The sequence below is a fragment of the Mesorhizobium sp. M0954 genome (genome assembly GCF_040319155.1).
In the GTDB taxonomy this organism is placed as follows: domain Bacteria; phylum Pseudomonadota; class Alphaproteobacteria; order Rhizobiales; family Rhizobiaceae; genus Mesorhizobium.
The window spans coordinates 16,349-37,537 of the sequence record NZ_JAMYNR010000010.1; the positions used below are offsets into that span (position 1 = coordinate 16,349).

20 protein-coding genes are annotated in these 21,189 nt (G+C 62.7%); 9 read left to right on the plus strand and 11 right to left on the minus strand.

All coding sequences use genetic code 11. The features are described from left to right. Window positions 1-107 precede the first annotated feature (107 nt). Entirely contained in the window at window positions 108-1,229 is a 1,122-nt protein-coding gene (locus NKH93_RS15460; RefSeq protein WP_352919582.1) for a beta-ketoacyl-ACP synthase III, read from the plus strand. Window positions 1,230-1,314: 85 nt separating this feature from the next. Here NKH93_RS15460 and NKH93_RS15465 read toward each other — a convergent pair whose 3' ends face one another. Then, window positions 1,315-1,881 carry a methyltransferase family protein gene (locus NKH93_RS15465; RefSeq protein ID WP_352471529.1) on the minus strand — a complete coding sequence of 189 codons (567 nt, stop codon included), beginning with the start codon at window positions 1,879-1,881 and terminating at the stop codon, window positions 1,315-1,317. A gap of 206 nt (window positions 1,882-2,087) precedes the next feature. Here NKH93_RS15465 and NKH93_RS15470 point away from each other — a divergent pair, with 206 nt between their 5' ends. Then, entirely contained in the window at window positions 2,088-2,705 is a 618-nt protein-coding gene (locus NKH93_RS15470; RefSeq protein WP_352681828.1) for an MOSC domain-containing protein, read from the plus strand. A gap of 293 nt (window positions 2,706-2,998) precedes the next feature. Here the strand turns inward: NKH93_RS15470 and NKH93_RS15475 are convergent, their stop codons facing one another. Beyond that, window positions 2,999-3,310, minus strand: a complete 312-nt coding sequence (locus tag NKH93_RS15475) for a DUF2293 domain-containing protein (protein ID WP_352769083.1) — start codon at window positions 3,308-3,310, stop codon at window positions 2,999-3,001. Further along, the gene (gene tsaA / locus NKH93_RS15480) at window positions 3,310-3,828 is read right to left on the minus strand and encodes a tRNA (N6-threonylcarbamoyladenosine(37)-N6)-methyltransferase TrmO (RefSeq protein WP_352769080.1); all 519 of its coding nucleotides are present in this window, start codon (window positions 3,826-3,828) and stop codon (window positions 3,310-3,312) included. Before tsaA ends, NKH93_RS15475 begins: the two co-directional genes overlap by 1 nt. Window positions 3,829-3,970: 142 nt before the next feature. Between tsaA and NKH93_RS15485 the strand changes: the two genes are divergently transcribed. The 4 genes from NKH93_RS15485 to NKH93_RS15500 all read left to right on the plus strand — a co-directional run bounded on the left by NKH93_RS15485 (window position 3,971) and on the right by NKH93_RS15500 (window position 7,643). Next, entirely contained in the window at window positions 3,971-4,993 is a 1,023-nt protein-coding gene (locus NKH93_RS15485; RefSeq protein ID WP_352501078.1) for an ArsR/SmtB family transcription factor, read from the plus strand. Then, complete coding sequence (gene metF / locus NKH93_RS15490; protein ID WP_023676795.1) at window positions 4,993-5,910, plus strand: methylenetetrahydrofolate reductase [NAD(P)H]; 918 nt, start codon at window positions 4,993-4,995, stop codon at window positions 5,908-5,910. Before NKH93_RS15485 ends, metF begins: the two co-directional genes overlap by 1 nt. A 605-nt stretch (window positions 5,911-6,515) precedes the next feature. Beyond that, window positions 6,516-6,953 (plus strand): antitoxin Xre/MbcA/ParS toxin-binding domain-containing protein, encoded by a 438-nt coding sequence (locus tag NKH93_RS15495; RefSeq protein WP_352501077.1) that lies wholly within the window; start codon window positions 6,516-6,518, stop codon window positions 6,951-6,953. A gap of 174 nt (window positions 6,954-7,127) precedes the next feature. After that, window positions 7,128-7,643, plus strand: coding sequence for an RES family NAD+ phosphorylase (locus NKH93_RS15500; protein WP_352970819.1), 516 nt, complete (start codon window positions 7,128-7,130; stop codon window positions 7,641-7,643). Window positions 7,644-7,679: 36 nt separating this feature from the next. Here NKH93_RS15500 and NKH93_RS15505 read toward each other — a convergent pair whose 3' ends face one another. After that, the gene (locus NKH93_RS15505) at window positions 7,680-8,597 is read right to left on the minus strand and encodes a DMT family transporter (protein ID WP_352767723.1); all 918 of its coding nucleotides are present in this window, start codon (window positions 8,595-8,597) and stop codon (window positions 7,680-7,682) included. Between the two features lie 225 nt (window positions 8,598-8,822). Between NKH93_RS15505 and NKH93_RS15510 the strand changes: the two genes are divergently transcribed. After that, complete coding sequence (locus tag NKH93_RS15510; RefSeq protein ID WP_352919576.1) at window positions 8,823-10,043, plus strand: alanine racemase; 1,221 nt, start codon at window positions 8,823-8,825, stop codon at window positions 10,041-10,043. 120 nt (window positions 10,044-10,163) lie between these two features. On the opposite strand, the gene NKH93_RS15515 is transcribed toward NKH93_RS15510, so the two are convergent. Both NKH93_RS15515 and NKH93_RS15520 read right to left on the minus strand, forming a co-directional pair. Further along, on the minus strand, window positions 10,164-11,336 hold the full coding sequence (locus NKH93_RS15515; RefSeq protein WP_352471540.1) for a lytic murein transglycosylase: 1,173 nt from the start codon (window positions 11,334-11,336) through the stop codon (window positions 10,164-10,166). Window positions 11,337-11,416: 80 nt separating this feature from the next. Next, window positions 11,417-12,214, minus strand: a complete 798-nt coding sequence (locus NKH93_RS15520; protein WP_502896455.1) for a glycoside hydrolase family 25 protein — start codon at window positions 12,212-12,214, stop codon at window positions 11,417-11,419. A 405-nt stretch (window positions 12,215-12,619) separates the two neighbouring features. On the opposite strand from NKH93_RS15520, the gene NKH93_RS15525 reads away from it, so the two are divergent. After that, entirely contained in the window at window positions 12,620-13,999 is a 1,380-nt protein-coding gene (locus NKH93_RS15525; protein ID WP_352919573.1) for a serine hydrolase domain-containing protein, read from the plus strand. A 24-nt stretch (window positions 14,000-14,023) separates the two neighbouring features. Here NKH93_RS15525 and NKH93_RS15530 read toward each other — a convergent pair whose 3' ends face one another. From NKH93_RS15530 to NKH93_RS15550, 5 genes are all read right to left on the minus strand, one after another. After that, the gene (locus NKH93_RS15530; RefSeq protein ID WP_352453138.1) at window positions 14,024-14,332 is read right to left on the minus strand and encodes a HigA family addiction module antitoxin; all 309 of its coding nucleotides are present in this window, start codon (window positions 14,330-14,332) and stop codon (window positions 14,024-14,026) included. Between the two features lie 12 nt (window positions 14,333-14,344). Beyond that, the gene (locus tag NKH93_RS15535; protein ID WP_352919570.1) at window positions 14,345-14,641 is read right to left on the minus strand and encodes a type II toxin-antitoxin system RelE/ParE family toxin; all 297 of its coding nucleotides are present in this window, start codon (window positions 14,639-14,641) and stop codon (window positions 14,345-14,347) included. Between the two features lie 135 nt (window positions 14,642-14,776). After that, a complete protein-coding gene (locus NKH93_RS15540; protein WP_352919567.1) occupies window positions 14,777-15,442 on the minus strand; it encodes a class I SAM-dependent methyltransferase in 666 nt (221 codons plus the stop codon). Continuing rightward, on the minus strand, window positions 15,442-16,686 hold the full coding sequence (locus tag NKH93_RS15545; RefSeq protein ID WP_352919565.1) for a BtaA family protein: 1,245 nt from the start codon (window positions 16,684-16,686) through the stop codon (window positions 15,442-15,444). Before NKH93_RS15545 ends, NKH93_RS15540 begins: the two co-directional genes overlap by 1 nt. An 82-nt stretch (window positions 16,687-16,768) precedes the next feature. Then, complete coding sequence (locus NKH93_RS15550; protein ID WP_352919563.1) at window positions 16,769-20,722, minus strand: hydantoinase B/oxoprolinase family protein; 3,954 nt, start codon at window positions 20,720-20,722, stop codon at window positions 16,769-16,771. A gap of 181 nt (window positions 20,723-20,903) precedes the next feature. Here NKH93_RS15550 and NKH93_RS15555 point away from each other — a divergent pair, with 181 nt between their 5' ends. Beyond that, on the plus strand, window positions 20,904-21,110 hold the full coding sequence (locus NKH93_RS15555) for a hypothetical protein (RefSeq protein WP_023676780.1): 207 nt from the start codon (window positions 20,904-20,906) through the stop codon (window positions 21,108-21,110). Window positions 21,111-21,189: the final 79 nt, after the last annotated feature.

Sequence of the window (21,189 nt, forward strand, 5' to 3'; positions counted from 1 at the left end):
GACTTGATTTAAACGGGCATAAACTGGCTAGGTGCAAAAGAGGTTGCGCCGAGCTTTTTGCGGCGTCGACATGAAGCCGCAACGCCTGCGCACGGGACGAACTGGAAATGCATCGCGTCATCATCAGCGGCATCGGCGTTGAAATCCCCGAAGCCTTGATCACCAATGAGGAACTCGTCGCCAGCTTCAACGCCTGGGTGGACATGGAGAACGTCCGCCGCGAGGTGTCGGGCGAGCCGCTGGTACAGAAATCGGACAGTGCCTTCATCGTCCATGCCTCGGGCGTCCAGACCCGCCATGTCATCGAACGGGAAGGCATCCTCGATCCGACCCGCATGGCGCCGCGTTTCGCGGCGCGGCCCGACGATGCGCTGTCGCTGGAGGCCGAGTTCGGCATCGCTTCGGCCCGCAAGGCGCTCGATCATGCCGGGCTGAAGCCTGGCGACATCGACCTGGTGATCTGCTCGGCCTCGCACCATCAGCGGCCCTATCCGGCGATCGCCATCGAAATGCAGCAGGCGCTGGGCACGAAAGGCGCCGGCTTCGATATGGGGCTTGGCTGCTCTTCGGCAGCGGCGGCGTTGCACATCGCCGTCAATCTGGTACGGGCAGGGGCGCATAAACGCGTGCTGGTGACGACGCCGGAGATCATCACCGGTCACCTCAATTTTCGCGACCGGCAGACGCATTTCATCTTCGGCGACGCTTCCGTGTCGATGGTCGTCGAAGGGCTCGCCCAGGGCGAGAAGCGGCCGGGCCGCTTCGAGGTGCTCGATACGCGCGCCTGGACGCAGATGTCGAACAGCATCCGCACCAATCTCGGTTACTATACCCGCGCCACCCAGGACGATCCGTACATGATCGATCTGGAAGGCAATCTGATCAAGCAGATCGGCAACAAGGTGTTCAAGGAAGTCACCGTCGCCGGCCACAAGTTCATCGTCGAATTCCTGGCCGAGCACGGGCTGACGCCGCAAGCGATCCGGCGCTTCTGGCTGCATCAGGCCAATGCGCGGATGAACGCCATGATCCTGAAACTGTCGTTCGGCCATGACGTCGACCACGACCGCGCGCCGATGGTGCTGGAGCGCCTCGGCAACACCGCCGCCGCCGGCGCCATCATCGCCCTGTCGGAGAATCATGCCGACATGAAGGCCGGCGACTACGGCCTGCTCTGCGCCTTCGGCGCCGGCTACTCGATCGGCGGCGCGCTATTGCGCATGCTTTAGATTTTTTGTTTTACGCATGTCGTTGTCCCAAAACCACTGCACACCCTCGGTTCAAGCCCGAGGGCATGCTTTTGGGCGACATGCATTAGCCCGGCGCGAACGGCACCAGCATCGGAACGCGCCTGGCATAGTCGTCGTAAGCGCTACCCAGTTCACCGCGCAGAAAACGCTCCTCCAGCCTTGCCTTCATGACGATGCCGACGGTGATGAGGATGGCGCCGGCAACGCCCCAGACAGTGCCTTTCGCCGCCATGGTGGCGAGGATCGCCAGAAGCAGGCCGGTATAGATCGGGTGGCGGACCAGCCGGTAAGGGCCGGTGTCGACGACGCGATGCGCGGCCTTGGCGGTGACCGTGGCCGACCACAGGCGGCCAAGATGCAGCCGCGCCCACCAGGCAAATGCCAGACCGGCGGCAATCAGCGCCACGCAGATCCACGCTTCGGCAAGGTTCGGCGTCCAAAGCCTCAGCGGGCCGGCATAACCGTGCGCCGGGATGAAGAGCAGGATCGTGCCGAGCACCATGACGGCGCGGGATGGAAGCTCCACCCCGAAGCCGGCGCGTTTTTCGGCCCGGTCGGCCCAGAAGGCGGCCGCGGCCCATGAAACCACCCAGAGCAGCCAGAGCTGTGCGATTGCCGATGCGGGATGCATGATAAACCTCCGCGGGCTTGACCTGATCGATATTATCAACCGATGCAGCGCGGCAGCAATGCGGCACGCTTTGCACGAGGCTGATTCAACCAGGACGCTGGTGGTGCCGACCCGTATCAGCCGTCTTGATTGGAGCATCAACGCTTTCGACTGGACCCTATGAATCGACTTCGGCTAACTGCATCCGGCAGCTAGGAATGAAACCAATGCCGGATATGTTTCCCGAAGCCGAAACTCCGGTCGAGATCGTCCCGTCGCGAAAACTCGCCGCCAGGGTGGCGGCGCTCTATCTCGCATCATTCGATCGTTTTGAGACACGAGCGGTGGATACGCTGCAACTCGGTTTCGACGGCATCGACGGCGATTTCCATGCCGGCACGACGCGGCGCTCCGGCGGGCGGGAACCCTGGTATCGGCGCGGCACCGAGATGCGCAACGAACGGCAATTGTCGATCGTGGCTGCGGACGAACTGGCAATCGTCGCCGAACGGATGGGCATCGCCGAGATCAAGCCGGAATGGATCGGCGCCAATCTCCTGATCGAAGGCCTGCCGCGCCTCTCCATGCTGCCGTCCGGCACGCTGCTGTTCTTCAAAGGCGGCGCGACCGTCAAGGTCGACGCGCAGAACGGGCCTTGCCGGATCGCCGGGCGATCGGTCGCCGAAAATGCCGGGATGGCCGACCATGAGGCCGGCGCGCTGCTGTTCCCGAAGGCGGCGAAGCGGTTGCGCGGGCTCGTCGCCTGGGTCGAGAAGCCCGGCACGATCGCGGCCGGCGAGGAGATATCGGTACGCGTGCCCGAGCAGTGGATTTACCGGGCCTAGTCCAGGCAAGGCGACCTCTAGTCACGGCGTATTTTGTTCTTGCTTTGTGCCGGCAGCTATGCTACTAATTTGGGTATGGTGCCAATTGGGCTCCAACGACCCGCCCGCGAGGCGGGTTTTTTATTTCAGGCTTTGAAAGTTCCGATGCTGCCGACCTGAGGTCGGCGGGACAGCGCCCCCCTCTGTCCTGCCGGACATCTCCCCCACGAGGGGGGAGATTGGCCGTCACCTTTCAATTTCGCCAATCACAACGGTGAAGCGCCGTAGAACTCGACGCGTGTGCCTGCCATTCTCTACGCCTCATCCTCATCGTCGAGCAGACGGGTGGCGCGCCAGCGGGTGAGCACATTGTTGGTCTGTTCGATGACGAAGAAGCGCGCGGAATCGCGGTCATAGCCTTCGGCCAGCAGCTTTTCGTAGTCGGTGTGCATATGGCGGATGTGGGCTATTGTCGCCAGCCACACGGCAATGCTCGGCGGCAAGGTCTTCATGTGCACGGCGCCGGCATCGGCACGGATCTTCTCCATGTCGGCATAGGGCGCCAGCGGCAGCAGCGCTGTCAGCGCCTTGGCGATAGCGCGGCGGCGGCCGGTCGGCGCGCTCATCACTCCACCGGCCCTGGCTCGTCCCGCCCAGCGATGGTCGCATCGGCAAAGGCATCAGTCGAGGCGAAATAAGGCTTGATGTCGATGACCGGCGTGCCGTCGAGCACGTCGATGGCATCGAGATCGACGCGGCCGGTGTCGATGTCGACGGCAACCAGCTTTGCGACATGCAGCCCAATTGGGTTCGGCCGGGCAGGGGAGCGCAGCGAAAAGACGCCTTTCGGTTCAGCCGCATGGCGGGGTTTCTGGACAATCAGTTGCCGCGGCGCATGGTGCAGCCAGGACAGGATGATCACGTGGCTGGCGCGTTCCAGCCCAAGCAAGCCGTCCCGATAAAGCGGGTCGATGACCAAGTGCGCCGGCTGTTCCGTCTCCCGCGCCGCCTTCATGTTTTTGGGGCAAGTCTCCCGCGTGATCCAAGGCGAAGCGATGCGGCCGATGAAGACGACATGGCCATCCGGCGGCATCGTTGCCGGGTCGGTTTCCAGGAGCTTTTCGCCGCTGCGCGTCTCGAACATGGTTCTCGCCCCGATCATGCGTCCGTTTTTGCGCGATCCGCCACGCATGCGTCATTTTCTTGTCCGGAAGCGACATAGCGCTTGCAAGCCTATCCAAACCGACATAAACATATGTTTATATCTTTTCAAAGAGAATGCTCGCATGCATGTCGCTCTCGACACGATGGTAGATACATTGAAGGCGGCGGCGGAATCCAGCCGGCTGCGCATATTGGCGCTGCTGTCGCGCGGCGATCTGACCGTTTCAGATCTCACCGAAATCCTCGGCCAGTCGCAGCCGCGCGTCTCGCGCCATTTGAAATTGCTGCTGGAGGCCGGGCTGATCGGCCGCTACCAGGAGGGCTCGTGGGCGTTCTTCCGGCTATCGGATTCCGATGCGTCGCGCGATTTCGTGCTTAGGCTGGTCTCCGGCATCCGCGGCGCCGATCCGCAGGTCGAGCGTGATCTCGAACGGCTGGCCGCAGTCAAGCGCAAGCGGCAGGACCGGGCCGCCGAATATTTCTCGGTCAACGCCGCAAGCTGGGACCATATCCGCTCGCTGCACGTGCCGGATCGCGCCGTCGAAGCAGCCCTCATCAAGCTCGTCGGCAAGCGGCCGTTCCAGTCGATGCTCGATCTCGGCACCGGCACCGGACGGCTGCTCGAGATATTTTCGCCGCTCTATCGGCGCGGTGTCGGCATCGACATGTCGCGCGAGATGCTGACGGTGGCGCGCGCCAATCTCGACAAGGCCGGCGTTTCGAATGCGCAGGTGCGCCAGGGCGACATTTTCGCGCCTCCGGTCGAACGCGACGCCTTCGATCTCGTTACCATCCATCAGGTGCTGCACTATCTCGACGATCCCGCCCGCGCCATCCGCGAGGCAGCGCGTCTGCTGCGCCCGGCCGGCCGGCTGGTGATCGTCGATTTCGCGCCGCACACGCTGGAGTTCTTGCGCGACGAGCACGCGCATATGCGTCTCGGCTTTTCCGACCGGCAGATTGGCGACTGGTTTTCCGAGGCCGGCCTCGACCTCGAGGACAGCCAGGAATTCGAGCCGCGCGGCGGCAACGAGGCCAAGCTCACCGTCAAACTCTGGCTCGGCCGCGATCGGCGCATGCTGATTGCCGAGCCTTCCAACGACAGACAACCGGCCAATGCGTATCCGATAGGGGAAACCGCCTGATGAACCAGTTCCGCTTCTCCCGCCGCCCCGACATCGGCGACAAGGTCAGGGTTTCGTTCGAGTTCTTTCCGCCGAAAAACGATGAGATGGAAGCAAGGCTGTGGGACACGGTCACCCGGCTTGAGCCGCTCAAGCCGAAATTCGTCTCGGTCACCTATGGCGCCGGTGGTTCGACCCGCGAGCGGACGGCCCGCACCGTCAAGCGCATCCTCAATGAAACGACGCTGACGCCGGCGGCGCACATGACTTGCGTCGATGCGGCGCGTCACGAGGTCGATGCGGTGATCCGGGAGTTCGCCGATATGGGCGTCAAGCGTTTCGTCGCCCTGCGCGGCGATCCGGCCGAGGGCGTCGGCGCGGCCTACCGGCCGCATCCGGAAGGCTATGCCAATGGCGCCGAACTGGTTGATGCGCTGAAGGGCGCCGGCGATTTCGACATATCGGTCTCGGCCTATCCGGAAAAGCATCCGGAAAGCCCGGATTTCGCCACCGACTTCGATATGCTGAAGCGCAAGGCCGACAACGGAGCGACGCGGGCGATCACCCAGTTCTTCTTCGACAACGATCTCTATGAGCGCTATGTCGAGCGGGCACGGCGGGCCGGCATCTACATACCGATCGTGCCGGGCATATTGCCGGTGCACAATTTCACCCAGGTCGCCAACTTCTCGGCGCGGTGCGGCGCCTTGGTGCCAGCATGGCTGGCCGAGCGTTTCGATGGGCTGCAGAACGATCCGCAAACGCATGCGCTGGTGGCATCTGCCGTGGCCGCCGAGCAGGTGCTGGACCTTGTCGAGCGCGGCGTCGGCGATTTCCACTTCTACACGATGAACCGAGCCGATCTGGTCTTCGCCATCTGCCACATGATCGGCATCAGGTCGCACGAAGTCGAGGCGGCGGGATCAGCCGCGGCGTAAGGCGGCAAGCTCCTTTTTGAAATGTCAAAGATCGGGGGAATGCAAAAGGCCGGGCAAAATGCCCGGCCTTTTCAAATGGTTTGGAGTATTCGGTGCTGGTCTTCCCCCGCTCAGCGGCCTTATGGAAGGACGCCCATAATGAGGGCGCCGATGAATGCAAACGCAGCACAAATCATCAATGCGTTGATCGGCCTCGTCAGTCCCATGTCATAGCCTCCTCTTAAAGAGCTATGGCGAGAGTCTAGGGTCATTTGTGCCACAGGCAAGCAGAAACTTTGCTGCAATGCGACGAGATTGTGGAATTTGCGACCTGCCGTTTGCCGTTAGGCATTGAAACTCTTTGTCAAAAGCCGGCCCGGGACCTGTGAATAATTTGTGGCAAAGCCGTGGCAGCAGCGAGAATGGCAGCGCTACCGCGGCGGAAATCGGAATCGATTTTCGGAACGACTGAAGATTCGACGCATCCTTTGCGCATCCAACCGGATGCTGCACGCTATACGCACGCTATACGAATGCGGTGGGCAACCGGCAGCGTTGTGAGATAGCCAGGACTTGAATTTTCTGCCAATTGGCAGTATATTGTCTGCCAAGTGATGGAGGCCGGAATGAGTGTCGGTTATGCGGTTCGCGATCCTGCAAATCAGGCTTTGCCGGCAAATCTGGCGGATGCCTCGGCACGGGCGCGGCTCACGCCAGCGGCTGTTGCCGGCATCGTCAGGCTCGCAGACATCTGGCATCTGACCAGCACCGAGATCTGTACCTTGATCGGCGACGTGTCGGAGAGAACCTGGTTCCGCATGAAGAAAGGCGAGTGGGAGGGCGTTCTCTCCCAGGATTCGCTGACACGCATCAGCGCCCTGATCGGCATCTTCAAGGGACTGCGGCTTCTGTTCTCCGAAGCGCTTGCCGATGAATGGGTGCGGTTGCCGAACAAAGGGCCGCTTTATGGTGGCCGGCGCCCCCTGGACGTGATGATCGAGGGCGGCATTCCGAAGCTGCTGCAGGTTCGCCAACACATCGACGCTTTGCGCGGTGGACTTTGAATGCAGATCCCGCCGCGCGCTGACATTTCCCAGCGCGACACGATCCGGCTGATTTCGACAGGCAGGCTCAAGGAACCGGTCCTGATGCCGTTGGCCAGGAATCATGGAGATTTGGAGGACCTTGCGGAGCTCGAAGGGGCCACCAGCGGCCGTCTTCAGGCGCAGCAAGGGGGATTGCCCGACCTCGATCCGCGCGAACTGGTTTTCGGGAGGCCGGGCTACACCTTCATCAATGCGGCTTTCGCTTACACCCGTCCGGGCGGCAATCGTTTCAACGATGATGCCAGGGGCGTCTGGTACTGTGGGTTCGATGCGGAAACCGCGCTCGGCGAGGTCTCTTTTCATCTGACGCGCGAGCTTGCCGCAATCGAACGGTTTGAAAACGTCACCGACTACGCGGAGCTCGTTGCCGACTTCATAGGCTCGTTTCACGATCTGCGCGGTGCTGAGTTCAGCAAGGACCCGGTGCTCGATCCGGATACCGCCTTAGCCTATCCTGCCGGTCAGGCGCTGGCGAAGCAACTCCGCAAGCAAGACGCCGCGACCGGTCTTGTGTATCCTTCCGTGAGACATGTCGGCGGGACCTGCCTTGCCGCCTTCCTTCCCGATCTCGTTCAGAATCTCAGGCAAGGCGGTATCTGGCGTCTGGAATGGCAGGGTTCATCTGTTCCCGCGATCACGCCCATATAGCGCACGATCGGGAGCGACAACTTCGCTGCGCCATCTCTAACGCCGCCCGAACAGGCGACCGTCGATGGTGACGAGGCCGAGGGCGATCAGCGCCATGCCGCCGAGTTCGAACAGTTCGAGCCGCTCGCCCAGGAACAGGAAACCGAGCAGGATGGCACTGGCCGGCACGATCAGCGTGACCAGCGAGGCGTTGGTGGCGCCGGCCGAGGCGACGAGATTGAAATAGAGGATGTAGGCGAAGGCCGTCGACAGCAGCGCCAGTGCCAGCACCGCCGCCCAGACCGGCGGCGAGGCCGAAAACAGATTGGCGGCATCATAGGTGAACAGAACGACCGGGATCATAATGATGGTCGAGCAGGTCAATTGGCCGGTGGCAATGACCGGTGACGGCACACCCTTGAAGCGGCGGGCGATCATCAGCGCAACCGCATAGGATAGCGATGCTCCGATGAGCGCGAATTTCGCCCAGACCGGACCGCCGAGCCCGGCGACGAGGCCGGGGCCGATCATCACCGCCGTTCCCGCGATACCGAGGGCGATGCCGGCAAGCTTGTTCCACGACAGCTTTTCGTCGCTGGTCAGGGCGTTGGCGAGGATCAGCGTCCAGAACGGCGTCGTCGAATTGAGCACCGAGGCGACACCGGCGCCAAGCTTGGTCTGGCCGGCAAAGATCAGCGAGAAAGGGATGACGTTGTTGGCGAGCGCCAGCAGGAAGAACAGGCCGGCATGCGGCAAGGCGAGGCGAAACGACGGGCCTCGGACCGCAAGATAGAGCTGCAACGCGATCGCAGCTATGGTGACGCGGAACAGCACCAGCACCAGCGGCGGAAGTTCCGCTACCGCAATACGGGCAAAGAAGAACGAGCCGCCCCAGATGGCGCCGAGCAGCAGAAGCTGCGCCCAGTCCTTGAGCACCATCGGACCGCGCATCGTGGTGGTGGCAGCTATCGCCATTGGTCGTCCTCCCAGACGAGATGCCTTCCTCTTCAGGCGTCTGTTCACGCCATACCCGATCCGGCCGCAAGGGCCACCCGAAACCTGAGCGATGGCCTAGCTCGCTCATAACCGGCGTGCAGCACCGGCGTAGCGCCGCGAAGCCAGGGCGGCGAGACATAGAATTGTTTTCATTAGCCGCTAGCTTGGATTAATTGTGCGCAGCCTCAGTCAAGGGATTCGTCCATGCAGCGATTCGAAAATGCCCGCGAGGCAGCGCTGGCGCTTCGCCCGGACGATCCGATCTATTGCTTCCGCCCGCAGGTGCTGAAGGCGGACGCCAAACAGTTCATGGGCATGTTTCCCGGCAAGACCGCCTATGCGGTCAAGACCAATGGCGAGCAGATCGTGCTCAACGCCCTGGTCGAGGCCGGCGTCGGTGCCTTCGATGTGGCCTCGCCCGGCGAATTCGCCGCCGTGCGCGCCGTCTCGCCGGACGCCGAGATGCTCTACATGCACCCCGTGAAGGCGCAGTCGGACATCAGGCTGGCGCTGGAAAAATACGCCATCCGCGTCATTTCGCTCGACCATGAGGACGAGGTCACCAAGCTGACCAGGGTGGTGCGGGCGCTCGACATCGATCCGGGCGCCATCACCGTGTTCGTGCGCATCCAGACGAAAGGCTCGGCGGCCTACGAACTGTCGAAGAAGTTCGGCGCCGGACCGGCCAATGCGGTCGAACTGGCCGAACGGCTGAACCGGACGGGCTACAAGGTCGGGCTGTGCTTTCACGTCGGCAGCCAGATCGAGGATCCCGACACCTATGAGCGGGCGCTGGCCTCCGCCGACTGGGTGCGCAACCGCGTCGGCTTCGACGTTGCCGGGCTCGATGTCGGCGGCGGCTTTCCCGCCGAATACGGTCATGATCCGAACAGCCGCAAGCCGGAAATGCCGTCGCTCGGCCAGATCATGTCGCGGCTGTCGGGCGACCTCCAGGAGTACCAGTTCGACCAGTTGCCGCTGGTGGCTGAGCCCGGCCGGGTGATCGTGGCGCGCTGCCTGTCGCTGATCGTGCGCGTGCTGCTGCGCAAGGGCAAAAGGCTCTACATCAATGACGGCATCTGGGCATCGCTGTCGGATTCATGGACCGGCAAGATCACGCTGCCGGCACGCTTCATCCCCGATCCGGCGATCCGCTCGCGCAATGGCGAGGACAAGACCATCGTGCCGTTCAAGGTCTGTGGCGCGACCTGCGATTCCGTCGACATATTGTCGCGGCCGTTCTGGCTGCCCGAGACAGTCGATACCGGCGACTGGATCGAGATCGGCCATATCGGCGCCTATTCGCTGTCGCTCAGAACACGGTTCAACGGCTTCTATCCCGACACATTCGTCGAGGTGGCGACGCCGTTCGACGAAGGCGATGCGCCGCAGGGGTTCGCCAGCCTGGAGACGATGGCGGATTAGTGGATGGTGGAATAGTGAATGGTGAATGGTGAATAGTGAATAGTGAATAAATGAATAGTGGTAATTCTGGTGCTCAATGCGGCTCCGGTGCTATTCTTTTCACCATTCACCATTCACCATTCACAGTCTCGCCAGCAGCTCCGGCGTCGGCCAGCCGTCGACCGGCAGGCCCAGCCGCTTCTGCTCCTTGCGGATCGCTTCGCGGGTGTTGGTGCCCAGGATGCCGTCGACGGTGCCGACGTCATAGCCTTTCGCCTCGAGCTTGGTCTGTAGCGCCTTCATCTGGTCGGCGTCGAGGCCGGGTTCGGGGTTGCGCGGATCGAATCGCGGCGCGCCCCCCAGTCGGGCGGCAAGATTTGCCGCGGTCAGGGCATAGGTGAAGGACTGGTTCCACTCGAGATAGACGTCGAAATTGTCGTAGGTCAGAAAGGCTGGCCCCTTGCGACCCATGGGCAGCGCCAGGCCGGCCTTCAGGCCGTTGTCGAGAAGCGGCGTACCGTCGGGCCTGGTAACGCCCCACTGGCTCCATTGCGTCAACGGCAGCTTGTTGGTGCGTCCCGTCTGCTCCCACGGCAAATCGTCAGGCACACGGACTTCCTCGATCCAGGGCTGGTCGCGCTTCCAGCCGCGCGACTGGATCTTGCTGGCCGTGCTCATGATCACGTCCGGCGCGCTGCCGCGCAGGTCGACCAGGCCGTCGCCGTCGCCGTCGACGCCGTGGCCGAGATAGTCGGAAGGCAACATCTGGGTCTGGCCGATCTCGCCGGCCCAGGCACCGGTGACGTCGGCCGGCACCACGCCGCGATCGATCAACATCAGCAGCGGCACGATCTGCGGCCGGAACAGCTGCGGACGGCGGCAGTCATGCGAGAGGCTCACCAGCGCGTTCAGCGTATGAAAATCGCCCTGCACGGCGCCAAAATCGGTCTCCAGGGCCCAGAAGGCGGCGATGACCGGCGCCTGCACGCCGTATTCGCGATCGGCGCGGACAAAGACCTCGGCATATTTTTGCAGATTGGCCGCACCTTGCTTCAGCCGATGGGACGAGATCATGCGGTTCGAGAATTCGATGAAGGTCTGGGTGAAGACGCCCTGGGCGCGGTCGCGTGCCAACGCCTTCTCATCGAGGGTGGCGTTTTCCAGCGCATCAAGGCCGGCAGCGCCGACGCCGGCCGCCCTGGCCTCCGCCGCCACGCCGTGCTTCCATGACTCGAAATCCCCGCCGCATTGCTGTGCCGCGGCCGGCACGGCGGTCAGGAGCAGCGCCGCGAGAAGTCCAAAGCGCAATCGCATCGCTATCCTTCCAAGAAGATTACCGGCGGTTGCAGGCATTCGTCGTTGGCTGTGTCGAAAAGCAGGCGGCAGGCCTGGTGTCAACGGGTGTTCTGCCGCAACCACTTCTTCCACGCGGCTTCGGAGCCGTTGAAGACGCTGATGTCGGCGTTTCCGGCCATGCCCGGCACGACACCCGTTCCGGTATACTGCCAGAAGGTGAAGGGATGGCTGCCGTATTTCTGGCGCGGGTGCCCGGCGACGGAGCGCAGCCAGTAGGGGTAATTGCGGAAGCCCGATAAACCGTTATCTTCGAAGAAATCGACAGACGTGTAGATGATTGGCTTCTTGCCGTAGTATTTTTCGACGATTTCGAGGAACGTGCTCATCTCGCTGCGTACCGTGGCCGGATCGGGCCGCAGCTTACAGGTCGGCGATTTCGGGTTCCATTCCATGTCGAGAACCGGCGGCATCGCCGAGCTGTCTTTGGGCACGTTCTGGATGAACCAGCGCGCCTGGGTAGCGGCCGGCGTGCAAAAGTAGAAGAAGTGATAGGCGGCGCGGGGAATGCCCGAGGCCTTGGTGCGGCTCCAATGCTCGCTGAAAGCTTCATCGAACCGGTCTCCGCCCTCGGTTGCCTTGATGAAGGCGAAGGAAATGCCGCTGGCCCTGGCCGCCGGCCAGTCGATCGAGGTCTGGTATTTGGAAACGTCGGTGCCGTGGACGGCATAGCTCCACGGTGCGCCGCTGTCCCATTCATGCGGGTCGGAATCGGCAAAACGCGGCGCGCGTACCGCAACCATCGAGGCGCTGGACGACGACAGCGATGGCGTCAGATCCTCGACCGTCGAGCAGGCACCAAGCAGCGTCAGCGTGATGAGAACCGCGAAACGGCGCATCGCTACTTCCCGAGCCGGTTTCAGCCGGCCGCTGATGGGTCTTTCCGCGGGTGCCCCTCGACCGGGCGCAGCGTGTCTGAAACCGACTTACGCGACGCACCTGGATCTTCGTTTCATGCATTCCCAAACCGTTACGCAGTTTTGGGACGCATGCATTCAAGCCCCGCCGGACGGTCACCCCACAGGATCGCCCGGTCTGTCCCAAGCGCGTCGCTTCGACGCGCTTAGCTCTTTTGTCTATGCATGTCGTTGTCCCAAAACCGCTGCGCACTTCTGGGCGACATGCACCTGTGATCGCCGATCATGGTTGATATTCGGTTGACGGCGCTCGACAAGAGCCGCGATTTTGCCGAAACAATGGCGGCAAATCGATGACATAGATCGCGCTCAGGGGAATTCGAAAAAATGCAGATCCTCCTGAAGTTCGTCAAATGGCTGCTCGGCCTGGCTGTGCTGGCCGCTGCGATACTCGCCGGCTGGCTGTATTTCGCGCCGCCGGAACTGATCCGCGTCGGTTCCGGCTATGCCGCCAAGATCGTCTGCTCGAACGTCTTCATCGCCGGGCGAGACGCCAACGACGTGCTCGCCGTCGATGTGCAGGCGCCGGGTCATCCGCTGCTGAAGCTGATGAGAGTGTCGGTGGACAAGGAGAAGGGAACGGTTTCGGCGGGCCTGTTCGGCGCGCTCGGCAAAAGTGTCGCGGTCGCCCGCGACGGGCTCGGCTGCGCCTCGGTTCCCGACGGCGATATTGCCGCCGCCAAGGCTGTCGCCGGAGCTGCACCGACGCCGGCGCCGCTGCCCGATCTGATCTGGCCGGAGGGCGACAAGGCCGATGCCTCGCAGGATCCCGATGTCGCGAAAGTCCTCGACGATCCAGCCATGACCGGCGCCGGCATGCGGGCGGTGGTGGTGGTCAAGAACGGCCGCATCGTCGCTGAGCGCTATGGCGACGGCTTTTCCGAAAAGACGCCGCTATTGGGCTGGTCAATGACCAAGACGGTGAATGCGGCGATCGTCGGCACGCTGGTGAAGGAGGGCAAGCTGGCGATGACCAACCAGGGTCTGTTCGGTCCCTGGAAGGGAGATGGCCGCGCCGTGATCAGCCTCGCCGATATGATGGCGATGTCGAGCGGGCTGGAATTCAACGAGGATTACGGCGACGTCGCCGACGTAACGCGCATGCTCTATCTCGAACCGGACATGGCGGGCTTTGCCGGATCCAAGCCGCTGACCGGCGAGGTCGGCAAGGTGTTTTCCTATTCGAGCGGCACGGCGGTGATGCTGTCCCGATTGTGGCAGGACGCGATCGGCGACAAGGACAAGGCACTGGCGTGGCCTAGGACCGCGCTGTTCTATCCGCTCGGCATGCAGAGTGCAGTGCTGGAGGCCGACGAGCACGGCACCTTCGTCGGCTCGTCCTACCTCTACGCCACGGCACGCGACTGGGCGCGCTTCGGCCAGTTCCTGCTGCAGGGCGGCGTCTGGAACGGCAAGGAGATGCTGCCCGCCGGCTTCGTCGACTGGATGCGGGAACCGGCAACTGCCTCGAAAGTCTACGGCAAGGGGCAATTATGGATAGAAGGACCGGGCGACGAAGAAAACCCCGGCGCCGGCACTACCGCCGGCCTGCCCAAGGACACCTATTGGATGGAGGGGCATGATGGGCAAACGGTTGCCATCATCCCCTCGGAGCAGCTGGTTGTGGTGCGGCTCGGGCTGACGCCGGCCAGGCTCGGCTATCGGCCGCAGGTGATGGTGGCGGGGCTGGTCAAGGCGCTACACTGAGGAATGCGGCGGTCGCAGTCTTGTCTATGCGGCTGTCGCCAAAGGCTTGGCGCGATCAACACGCGCCCGCTCGTCGGGTGAGTTCATAACCGTCCAAAGATCATTACGGCGCTGGACGTTCAACCAGAAATCCGGGCTGTTGCCAAACACCCGCGCCAGAATGAGCGCGGTAGCCGCCGTCACGTTGCGGCGGCCGTTGCACAATTCGTTCACATGCTTGCGCTGGACGCTCATAGCTTCGGCCAAAGCCGCCTGTGTCAGGCCGAGTGGTTGCATGAATTCTTCCGTAAGAATTTCGCCAACCGTTGCTGGCTTGCGTGCGGTCATCAACATGTCTCACCTCACTTATATATAACTGTGGTCGTCGAGATAGATGTCCGACGCCTCGCCCCGGCCCCCGTCCCAGCGGAAGACCAGCCGCCATTGTTTGTCGACACGGATCGAATGGAAGCCTTCGAGATTGCCGCGCAACTTCTCGAAATGGTTGCTCGGCGGCACACGCAAATCCTGATCGATCGCCGCGTCGTCAATCATCTGGAGCTTGCGGAACAAACGGCTTTCGAGATCGGATGGAATATTGCGGGAATGGGTGTCGTCCACGAAGAAAGCCCGCAGCCATCCATCTCTAAATCCGATGATCATCCCATGCTTCCGGCGAGGAGATAATGTACCACTCATTGGGTCACATGGCAATGTGTGATTTAGCCAATTAACTGATTTCAGCCACGGCCCCCATTTAGGATTGGAGCCCCAAAACCTTCCACGCCAAAATTGATATTAGATGGCGATCTTGATCACGGCGAGCCAGCTGTAGCCGCGATAAAGTGTTCTGAATCGAAGGCTTGCACCAACTCTCGCAGATTCCGATTCCAGAACGTCGCGCAGGGTTTCACGCGGCTGGACATGGAATTTTCTCAACCAGCCGCGCAGCAGCGTGCGGAACCAGCCGGGCAGGGCCTCCTGCTGGCCGAAATCGACGACGTGCAGCGAGCCGCCCGGTGACAGGGCAGCAAGAGCCGCGAACACTGTCTTCTCCCAGCCGGGAATCATCGACAGCGAATACGAGACAAAAATGCGGTCGAAACTTTTGACGCCGAACAGTGCTTTCGCGTCGAAATCCGTGGCGTCGCCGCGCGCCAGCGTGACGCGGCCGGAGAGGCCTTCGCGCGCGAGGGCGGCAGTGGCCGTCTCCAGCATCTCGGCCGAAATATCGAGGCCGAAGAAGCGCGCGGCGGGATAGCGGCGGGCGGCGAGGATGATGTTGCGGCCGGTGCCGCAGCCGAGCTCGAGCACGGTGCCGCCGGCCGGCACATCCAGTCCGGCGATAAGCCGGTCGCGGCCGAGCAGATAGTATTTGCGGGTCAGGTCGTAGATATGACGCTGCCAGCGGTAGACGCCGTCCATCAGCTCGGCATGGCTGGCCGGCAAGTCGGTCGTGCTCATCAGGACCGCTTCACATAGAGATGGAAGCCACCATAGATGGCCGAGCGGTCGCGCTCCGAAAACTCGCGCGAAGCGTCGTTCTCGTAGCGCCACTGGTCGAGCAGCGAATTCGAGACGCGGCCGGGCAGCAGGCTGGGTTCCGCTGCGGTGCGGAAGATGACGCGGGCGCCGGTTGAGGCGGTTCGGGTGATCTCGGCCCACAACCCGTTGAGCTGGTGGTCGGTCATCCAGTCCTGTGCATCGAGCAGCACGAAGCGATCCACCGAGCCGGCATCCTTGCCGGCAAGGAACTCGATCAGATTGGCGTGGTGGATGGCAACGCGATCGACATTGTTGCGGATCGTCTTGTAGTTGCACTTTTCGAGATAGGCGGGCAGGGCGGCCTCGCCCGGATCAGGGTAGCGGCGGGCGAAAGCCTGCCAGGCGAAATAATTGGTCTTCAGCGGAAAATCGCAGGCGAGCTTTTCCAGTCGTGCCTTCAGCACGCTGGCCATGGTGCCGTCACCCGAGGTGATCAGCGAATCGTACTGGGCCGGCGGAATGCCGAGGCCGAACAGCGAGGCTTTTCGCGAGGTCGCCCATTTCAGCAGCGGTTTTTCGAAGACCGGCGCCAGCTCTTCGTCAAAGAAGCGGCGCTGATCGGCGATGCTCTTGGCGTCCATGATGCCGGCCGGGTCGACGCCGAAGAATTTTGCCGTGCGGTGGCCTATGGCGATGAACAGGCCAAGCAGGCCGGTCTGGTAGAAATTGCGGTCGAACACAGCGATGCGGCGACGGCCGCGCCAGTTGCGGCGCTCCCAATAATGGCGGCTGACCGGGTCGAGATGCGGTGCGATGAAGCGATCGTAGGCCTGTGAATTGTGCCCGGTCTCAGCCGCGCCGAAGAAACGGAACAGGTCGCCCTGCGAGGGCAGGTGACGGACGGCTTCGAGCTTCATGCGGTTCAGCGCGATATGGGCAGCGTTGAGGTCGACGGCATCGATCCTTTCCGGCGAGCGGGTGAGATAGGCAAGGATGTTACAGCCGCCGGAGGCAATGGTGACGATGCGGTGGCCCGTCCCGAGCTGCATCGCGTCCATGTCGATTTCGGGGTCTTCCCAGATCTGCGGATAGACGAGGCCGGAGAACAGGAAGGCGAACAGGCGCTCGGAGATGCCGGCTTTCGACAGCGGGCGGTTCTGGTAGACGGCCTTGCCGACTTCCTTGCCGCGGCGAAAAACCAGTTCTCCAGAAATGTCCGTCATGGCAAGGCGATTCCCCGTTTGCTTTGCCGCAAGCGGGTAGCGCAGGGTGATGACAGGCCAGTGACAACCTGTTGACGCGAGTTCAGGCCTTGCCAAATCCACCTGGGGTCGGCGTCGTCACGATGACCGCCTCGCCGGCGTCGAGGATGGTCTGATCGCAGGCTTTCAGCGTCTCGATCGCGCCGGTCTTGCGGCGGACCTTGGTCGAACCGGCCTCGCCATCGCCGCCTCCGTCCAGTCCCCGCGGCGGGCGGTTGCGATGCGAGGACAGGATGGCGCATTCCATTTTTTCGAGGAAGCGGATGGTGCGCCTGGTGCCGTCGCCGGCATTCCATTTGCCTTCGCCGCCGGAGCCTTCGCGGATATGAAAATCCTCCAGCAATACCGGGAAACGCAGTTCCAGCACTTCCGGATCGGTCAGGCGCGAATTGGTCATATGGGTGTGGACGCCGGAGGTGCCGGCAAAACCGCGGCCGTCGTTCATCCGGCCGGCCGGCGAGCCCGAGCAGATCGTCTCGTAATACTGATACTGCTTGTTGCCGAAGGTGAGATTGTTCATCGTGCCCTGCGCATTGGCCATCGCGCCCATGGCGCCGAATAGCGCGTTGGTGACGTGTTGCGAGGTCTCGACATTACCGGCGACGACTGCCGCGGGATAGGCGGGTTTCAGCATCGAGCCGTCGGGAATGATGATGTTGATCGGCCGCAGACATCCGGCATTCATCGGGATGTTGTCTTCGACCATGACGCGGAAGGCATAAAGCACAGCGGCTCGGGCGACCGGCTCTGGCGCATTGAAATTGTTCTTCATCACCGGCGACGTTCCGGTGAAGTCGACGGTCGCTTCGCGCTTCCGCCGGTCGACCGATATCTTCACCTTGATCATTTGGCCGGTGTCGGTCGGGTATTCGTATTCGGAACTGTCGGGCAGCCGCTCCAGAACGCGGCGCACGCTTTCGGCGGCATTGTCCTGGACATGGCCCATATAGGCTTCGACCACATCGAGGCCGAAATGGGCGACCATCTTGCGCAGCTCGGCGACGCCCTTTTCGTTCGCGGCGATCTGCGCCTTGAGGTCGGCGATGTTCTGGTGCGGATTGCGCGCCGGGTAGGGGTGGTCGGTGAGCAGCGTCTCCAGGTCCTTCTCGCGGAACCGGCCGCGATCGACGATGCGGAAATTGTCAAACAGCACGCCTTCCTCGTCGACGGTTGTGGCAAGCGGCGTCATCGAGCCGGGCGCGGTGCCGCCGATGTCGGCATGATGGCCACGCGAGGCGACGTAGAAGAGGATCTTCGGCGATTGGCCGATCTCCCCCCTTGTAGGGGAGGTGGCGGCGAAGCCGCCGGAGGGGGTCGTTGCGGCAGTGCTCGACGCACTTGTGGTGCCTTCTGCGAGGACCCCACCCGGCCGCTTCGCGGCCACCCTCCCCTCAAGGGGGAGGGAAAACACCGGCGTCACCACTGTGATATCAGGCAGATGGGTGCCGCCATTGTAAGGTGCGTTCAGCGCAAAGACGTCGCCGGGATGGATGTCGCCGGAGTTCAACCGGATGATGGTTTCCACCGAGCGGTCCATCGAGCCGAGATGCACCGGCATATGCGGCGCGTTGGCGACCAGCGCGCCATTCCGGTCGAAGACGGCACAGGAGAAGTCGAGGCGCTCCTTGATATTGACCGAATAGGCGGTGTTCTGCAGCGTCACGCCCATCTGCTCGGCGATCGACATGAACAGGTTGTTGAAGACCTCCAGCATCACCGGATCGGCTTCGGTGCCGAGTGCGGCGTGTCGGCGCTTCTTCTCGACGCGCCGCATCAACACGTGATCCTTGGCGGTGATCTCGGCCTGCCAGCCCGGCTCGACGACAATGGTCTGGTTTGGCTCGATGATCAAAGCGGGGCCGGCGATCTTGTTACCAGGCTTCAGCGTTTCGCGAGGGAAAATGCCGGCGTCGCGCCAGACGCCGTCGACAAAGATTTTCCGGTTCCCGGAAGGACTTGCGGCCATGTCTTCAACAACTGAATCGCTTTCGTCGCGGCCGGTGCCGCCGGTATCGGTACCTTCGACGCCGATCGACTCAACGATCATCGGCTTGTCGTCGTAGACGAAACCGAACTGTGCCTTGTGCGCCGATTCGAAGTCCGCCTTGGCCTGCGCAATCGAGCCGTGCCCGAAGTTCACAGGCAGCGCGGTATCGGTGCCGTCGTAGCGGATCTGCAGCACCGGTCTCGAGACGACCGCGTCTTCGCTGATGCCTTGCGCGGCGAGTTCGTCGATGACGGCTTTGCGCAGCGTTGCGATGAGTTCATCGATCGCTGGCCCGGAATTGTCCGCCAGCGGCTTCAGCAGCGCCTGCTGGCGTGACGCAAATACAGAGGATAGGCCGATGCCGTATGCCGAGAGCAGGCCTGAGAAGGGATGGATCAGCACCGCCTCCATGCCGAGCGCATCGGCGACCAGGCAAGCGTGCTGGCCGCCGGCGCCGCCGAAGCAGTTCAGGAGGTATTCGGTGACATCGTAGCCGCGCTGCACCGAAATCTTCTTGATGGCGTTGGCCATGTTTTCGACGGCGATGGTGATGAACCCTTCGGCGACGGTTTCCGGGGAGCGGCCGTCGCCGATCTCGGCGGCAAGGGCCGCGAATTTTTCGCGAACCGTCTGGACGTCGAGCGGTTCGTCCTGGCCCGGTCCAAAAATAGCCGGGAAGAACTCGGGCTGCAGCTTGCCCAGCATGACATTGGCGTCAGTGACGGCCAACGGGCCGCCGCGCCTATAGGCGGCCGGGCCGGGATTGGCGCCGGCCGAATCCGGCCCGGCGCGAAAGCGGCCGGCCTCGTAATGCAGGATCGAGCCGCCGCCTGCAGCGACGGTGTGGATGCGCATCATCGGCGCGCGGATGCGCACGCCGGCGACCTCGGTGTCGAAGGCGCGCTCGTAGTCGCCATCGTAATGGGCGACATCGGTGGAGGTGCCGCCCATGTCGAAGCCTATGACCTTGCCGAAACCGGCGAGTTTTGCCGTCTCGACCATGCCGACGACGCCGCCGGCCGGGCCGGACAACAGCGCATCCTTGCCCTGGAACATGTCGGCGGCGGTGAGGCCGCCCGACGACATCATGAACATGAGGCGAGGGCTTTCCCTCCCCCTTGAGGGGAGGGTGGCGGCGAAGCCGCCGGGTGGGGTCGGCTCGACTGGGTTCGACCTACTCTCCCCCCTTGAGGGGGAGATGGCCGCAAAGCGGCCAGAGGGGGTCCTGTCAGAAGGCACCACAGGGGCGTCGAGCACTGCCGCAACGACCCCCTCTGTCGGCTCCGCCGACATCTCCCCCTCAAGGGGGGAGAGGACGCCCAGTTCCTTTGCCACCCTTTGCACATACCTAGCCAGGATCGGCGACAGGTAGGCGTCGACCACGGTGGTGTCGCCGCGGCCGACCAGCTTGATCAGCGGCGAGACCTCGTGACTGACCGAGACCTGCGAAAATCCGAGTTTTCTGCAGACCTTCGCAACTGCCTTTTCGTGATCGGGATGTTTCCAGGCATGCATGAAGACGATCGCGACCGCATCGATGCCGTCCGCCTTGGCTTGCTCAATAGCCGGGCGTACCGAAGCAATGTCGAGCAGGCGCTCGACACTGCCGTCGGCGCGAACCCTTTCGTCGATCTCGACGACGCGCTCATAGAGCTGTTCGGGAAGGATGATCTGCTTGGCAAAGATATCTGGCCTGGCCTGATAGGCAATCCTCAGCGCATCGCGGAAGCCTTTGGTGATGAGCAGCAGCACACGGTCGCCCTTGCGCTCGAGAAGCGCATTGGTGGCAACCGTGGTGCCCATCTTGACATCGCCGATCAGAGCGGAGGGGATTGGAGCGCCGGGTTGGACGCCGAGCAAATCGCGAATGCCCTGGATGGCAGCGTCGGCATAGGCTTCGGGATTCTCGGACAGCAGCTTGCGCGGGTGCAGCGCGCCTTGCGGGTCACGGCCGATGACATCGGTGAAGGTGCCGCCGCGGTCGATCCAGAAATCCCATTTTGCAGTCACAGCGGCGCTCCCGGGATTTTTCCCTGTTCGATCTGTTAGCTCGCGAGGCCCTGACCGGCAATCGTCAAGTGATTGGAATATGTTACAGGCAGAAATGCAACGTTACGAAACTCATGCGCAGCTTACGCATTGTGTCCTCGACCGCCGCTGGTAACGGAGGCGTGATTAGAGGAGAGATATCATGAAGAAACTCATTCTTGCGTCGGTGTCGGCGCTTGCGTTGCTTGGCCTTGCCGCCTGCAGCAACAGCGGCACCGACAACACCACGACGCAGAGCACCAACCCGCCGGCATCCGACCAGACGATGAAGCCGGCTGCTCCTGACGCCAACAAGCCTGCCGAGCCGGCTCCGGCTCCGGCACCTGCGCCGGCTGCTCCGGCTCAGTAGTCAATGTGACAGCCAAGGAAAGGCTGGCCTCACAGGCCGGCCTTTCTGCTGCTTACGATACCAGCGCCTGGCGGCCGAG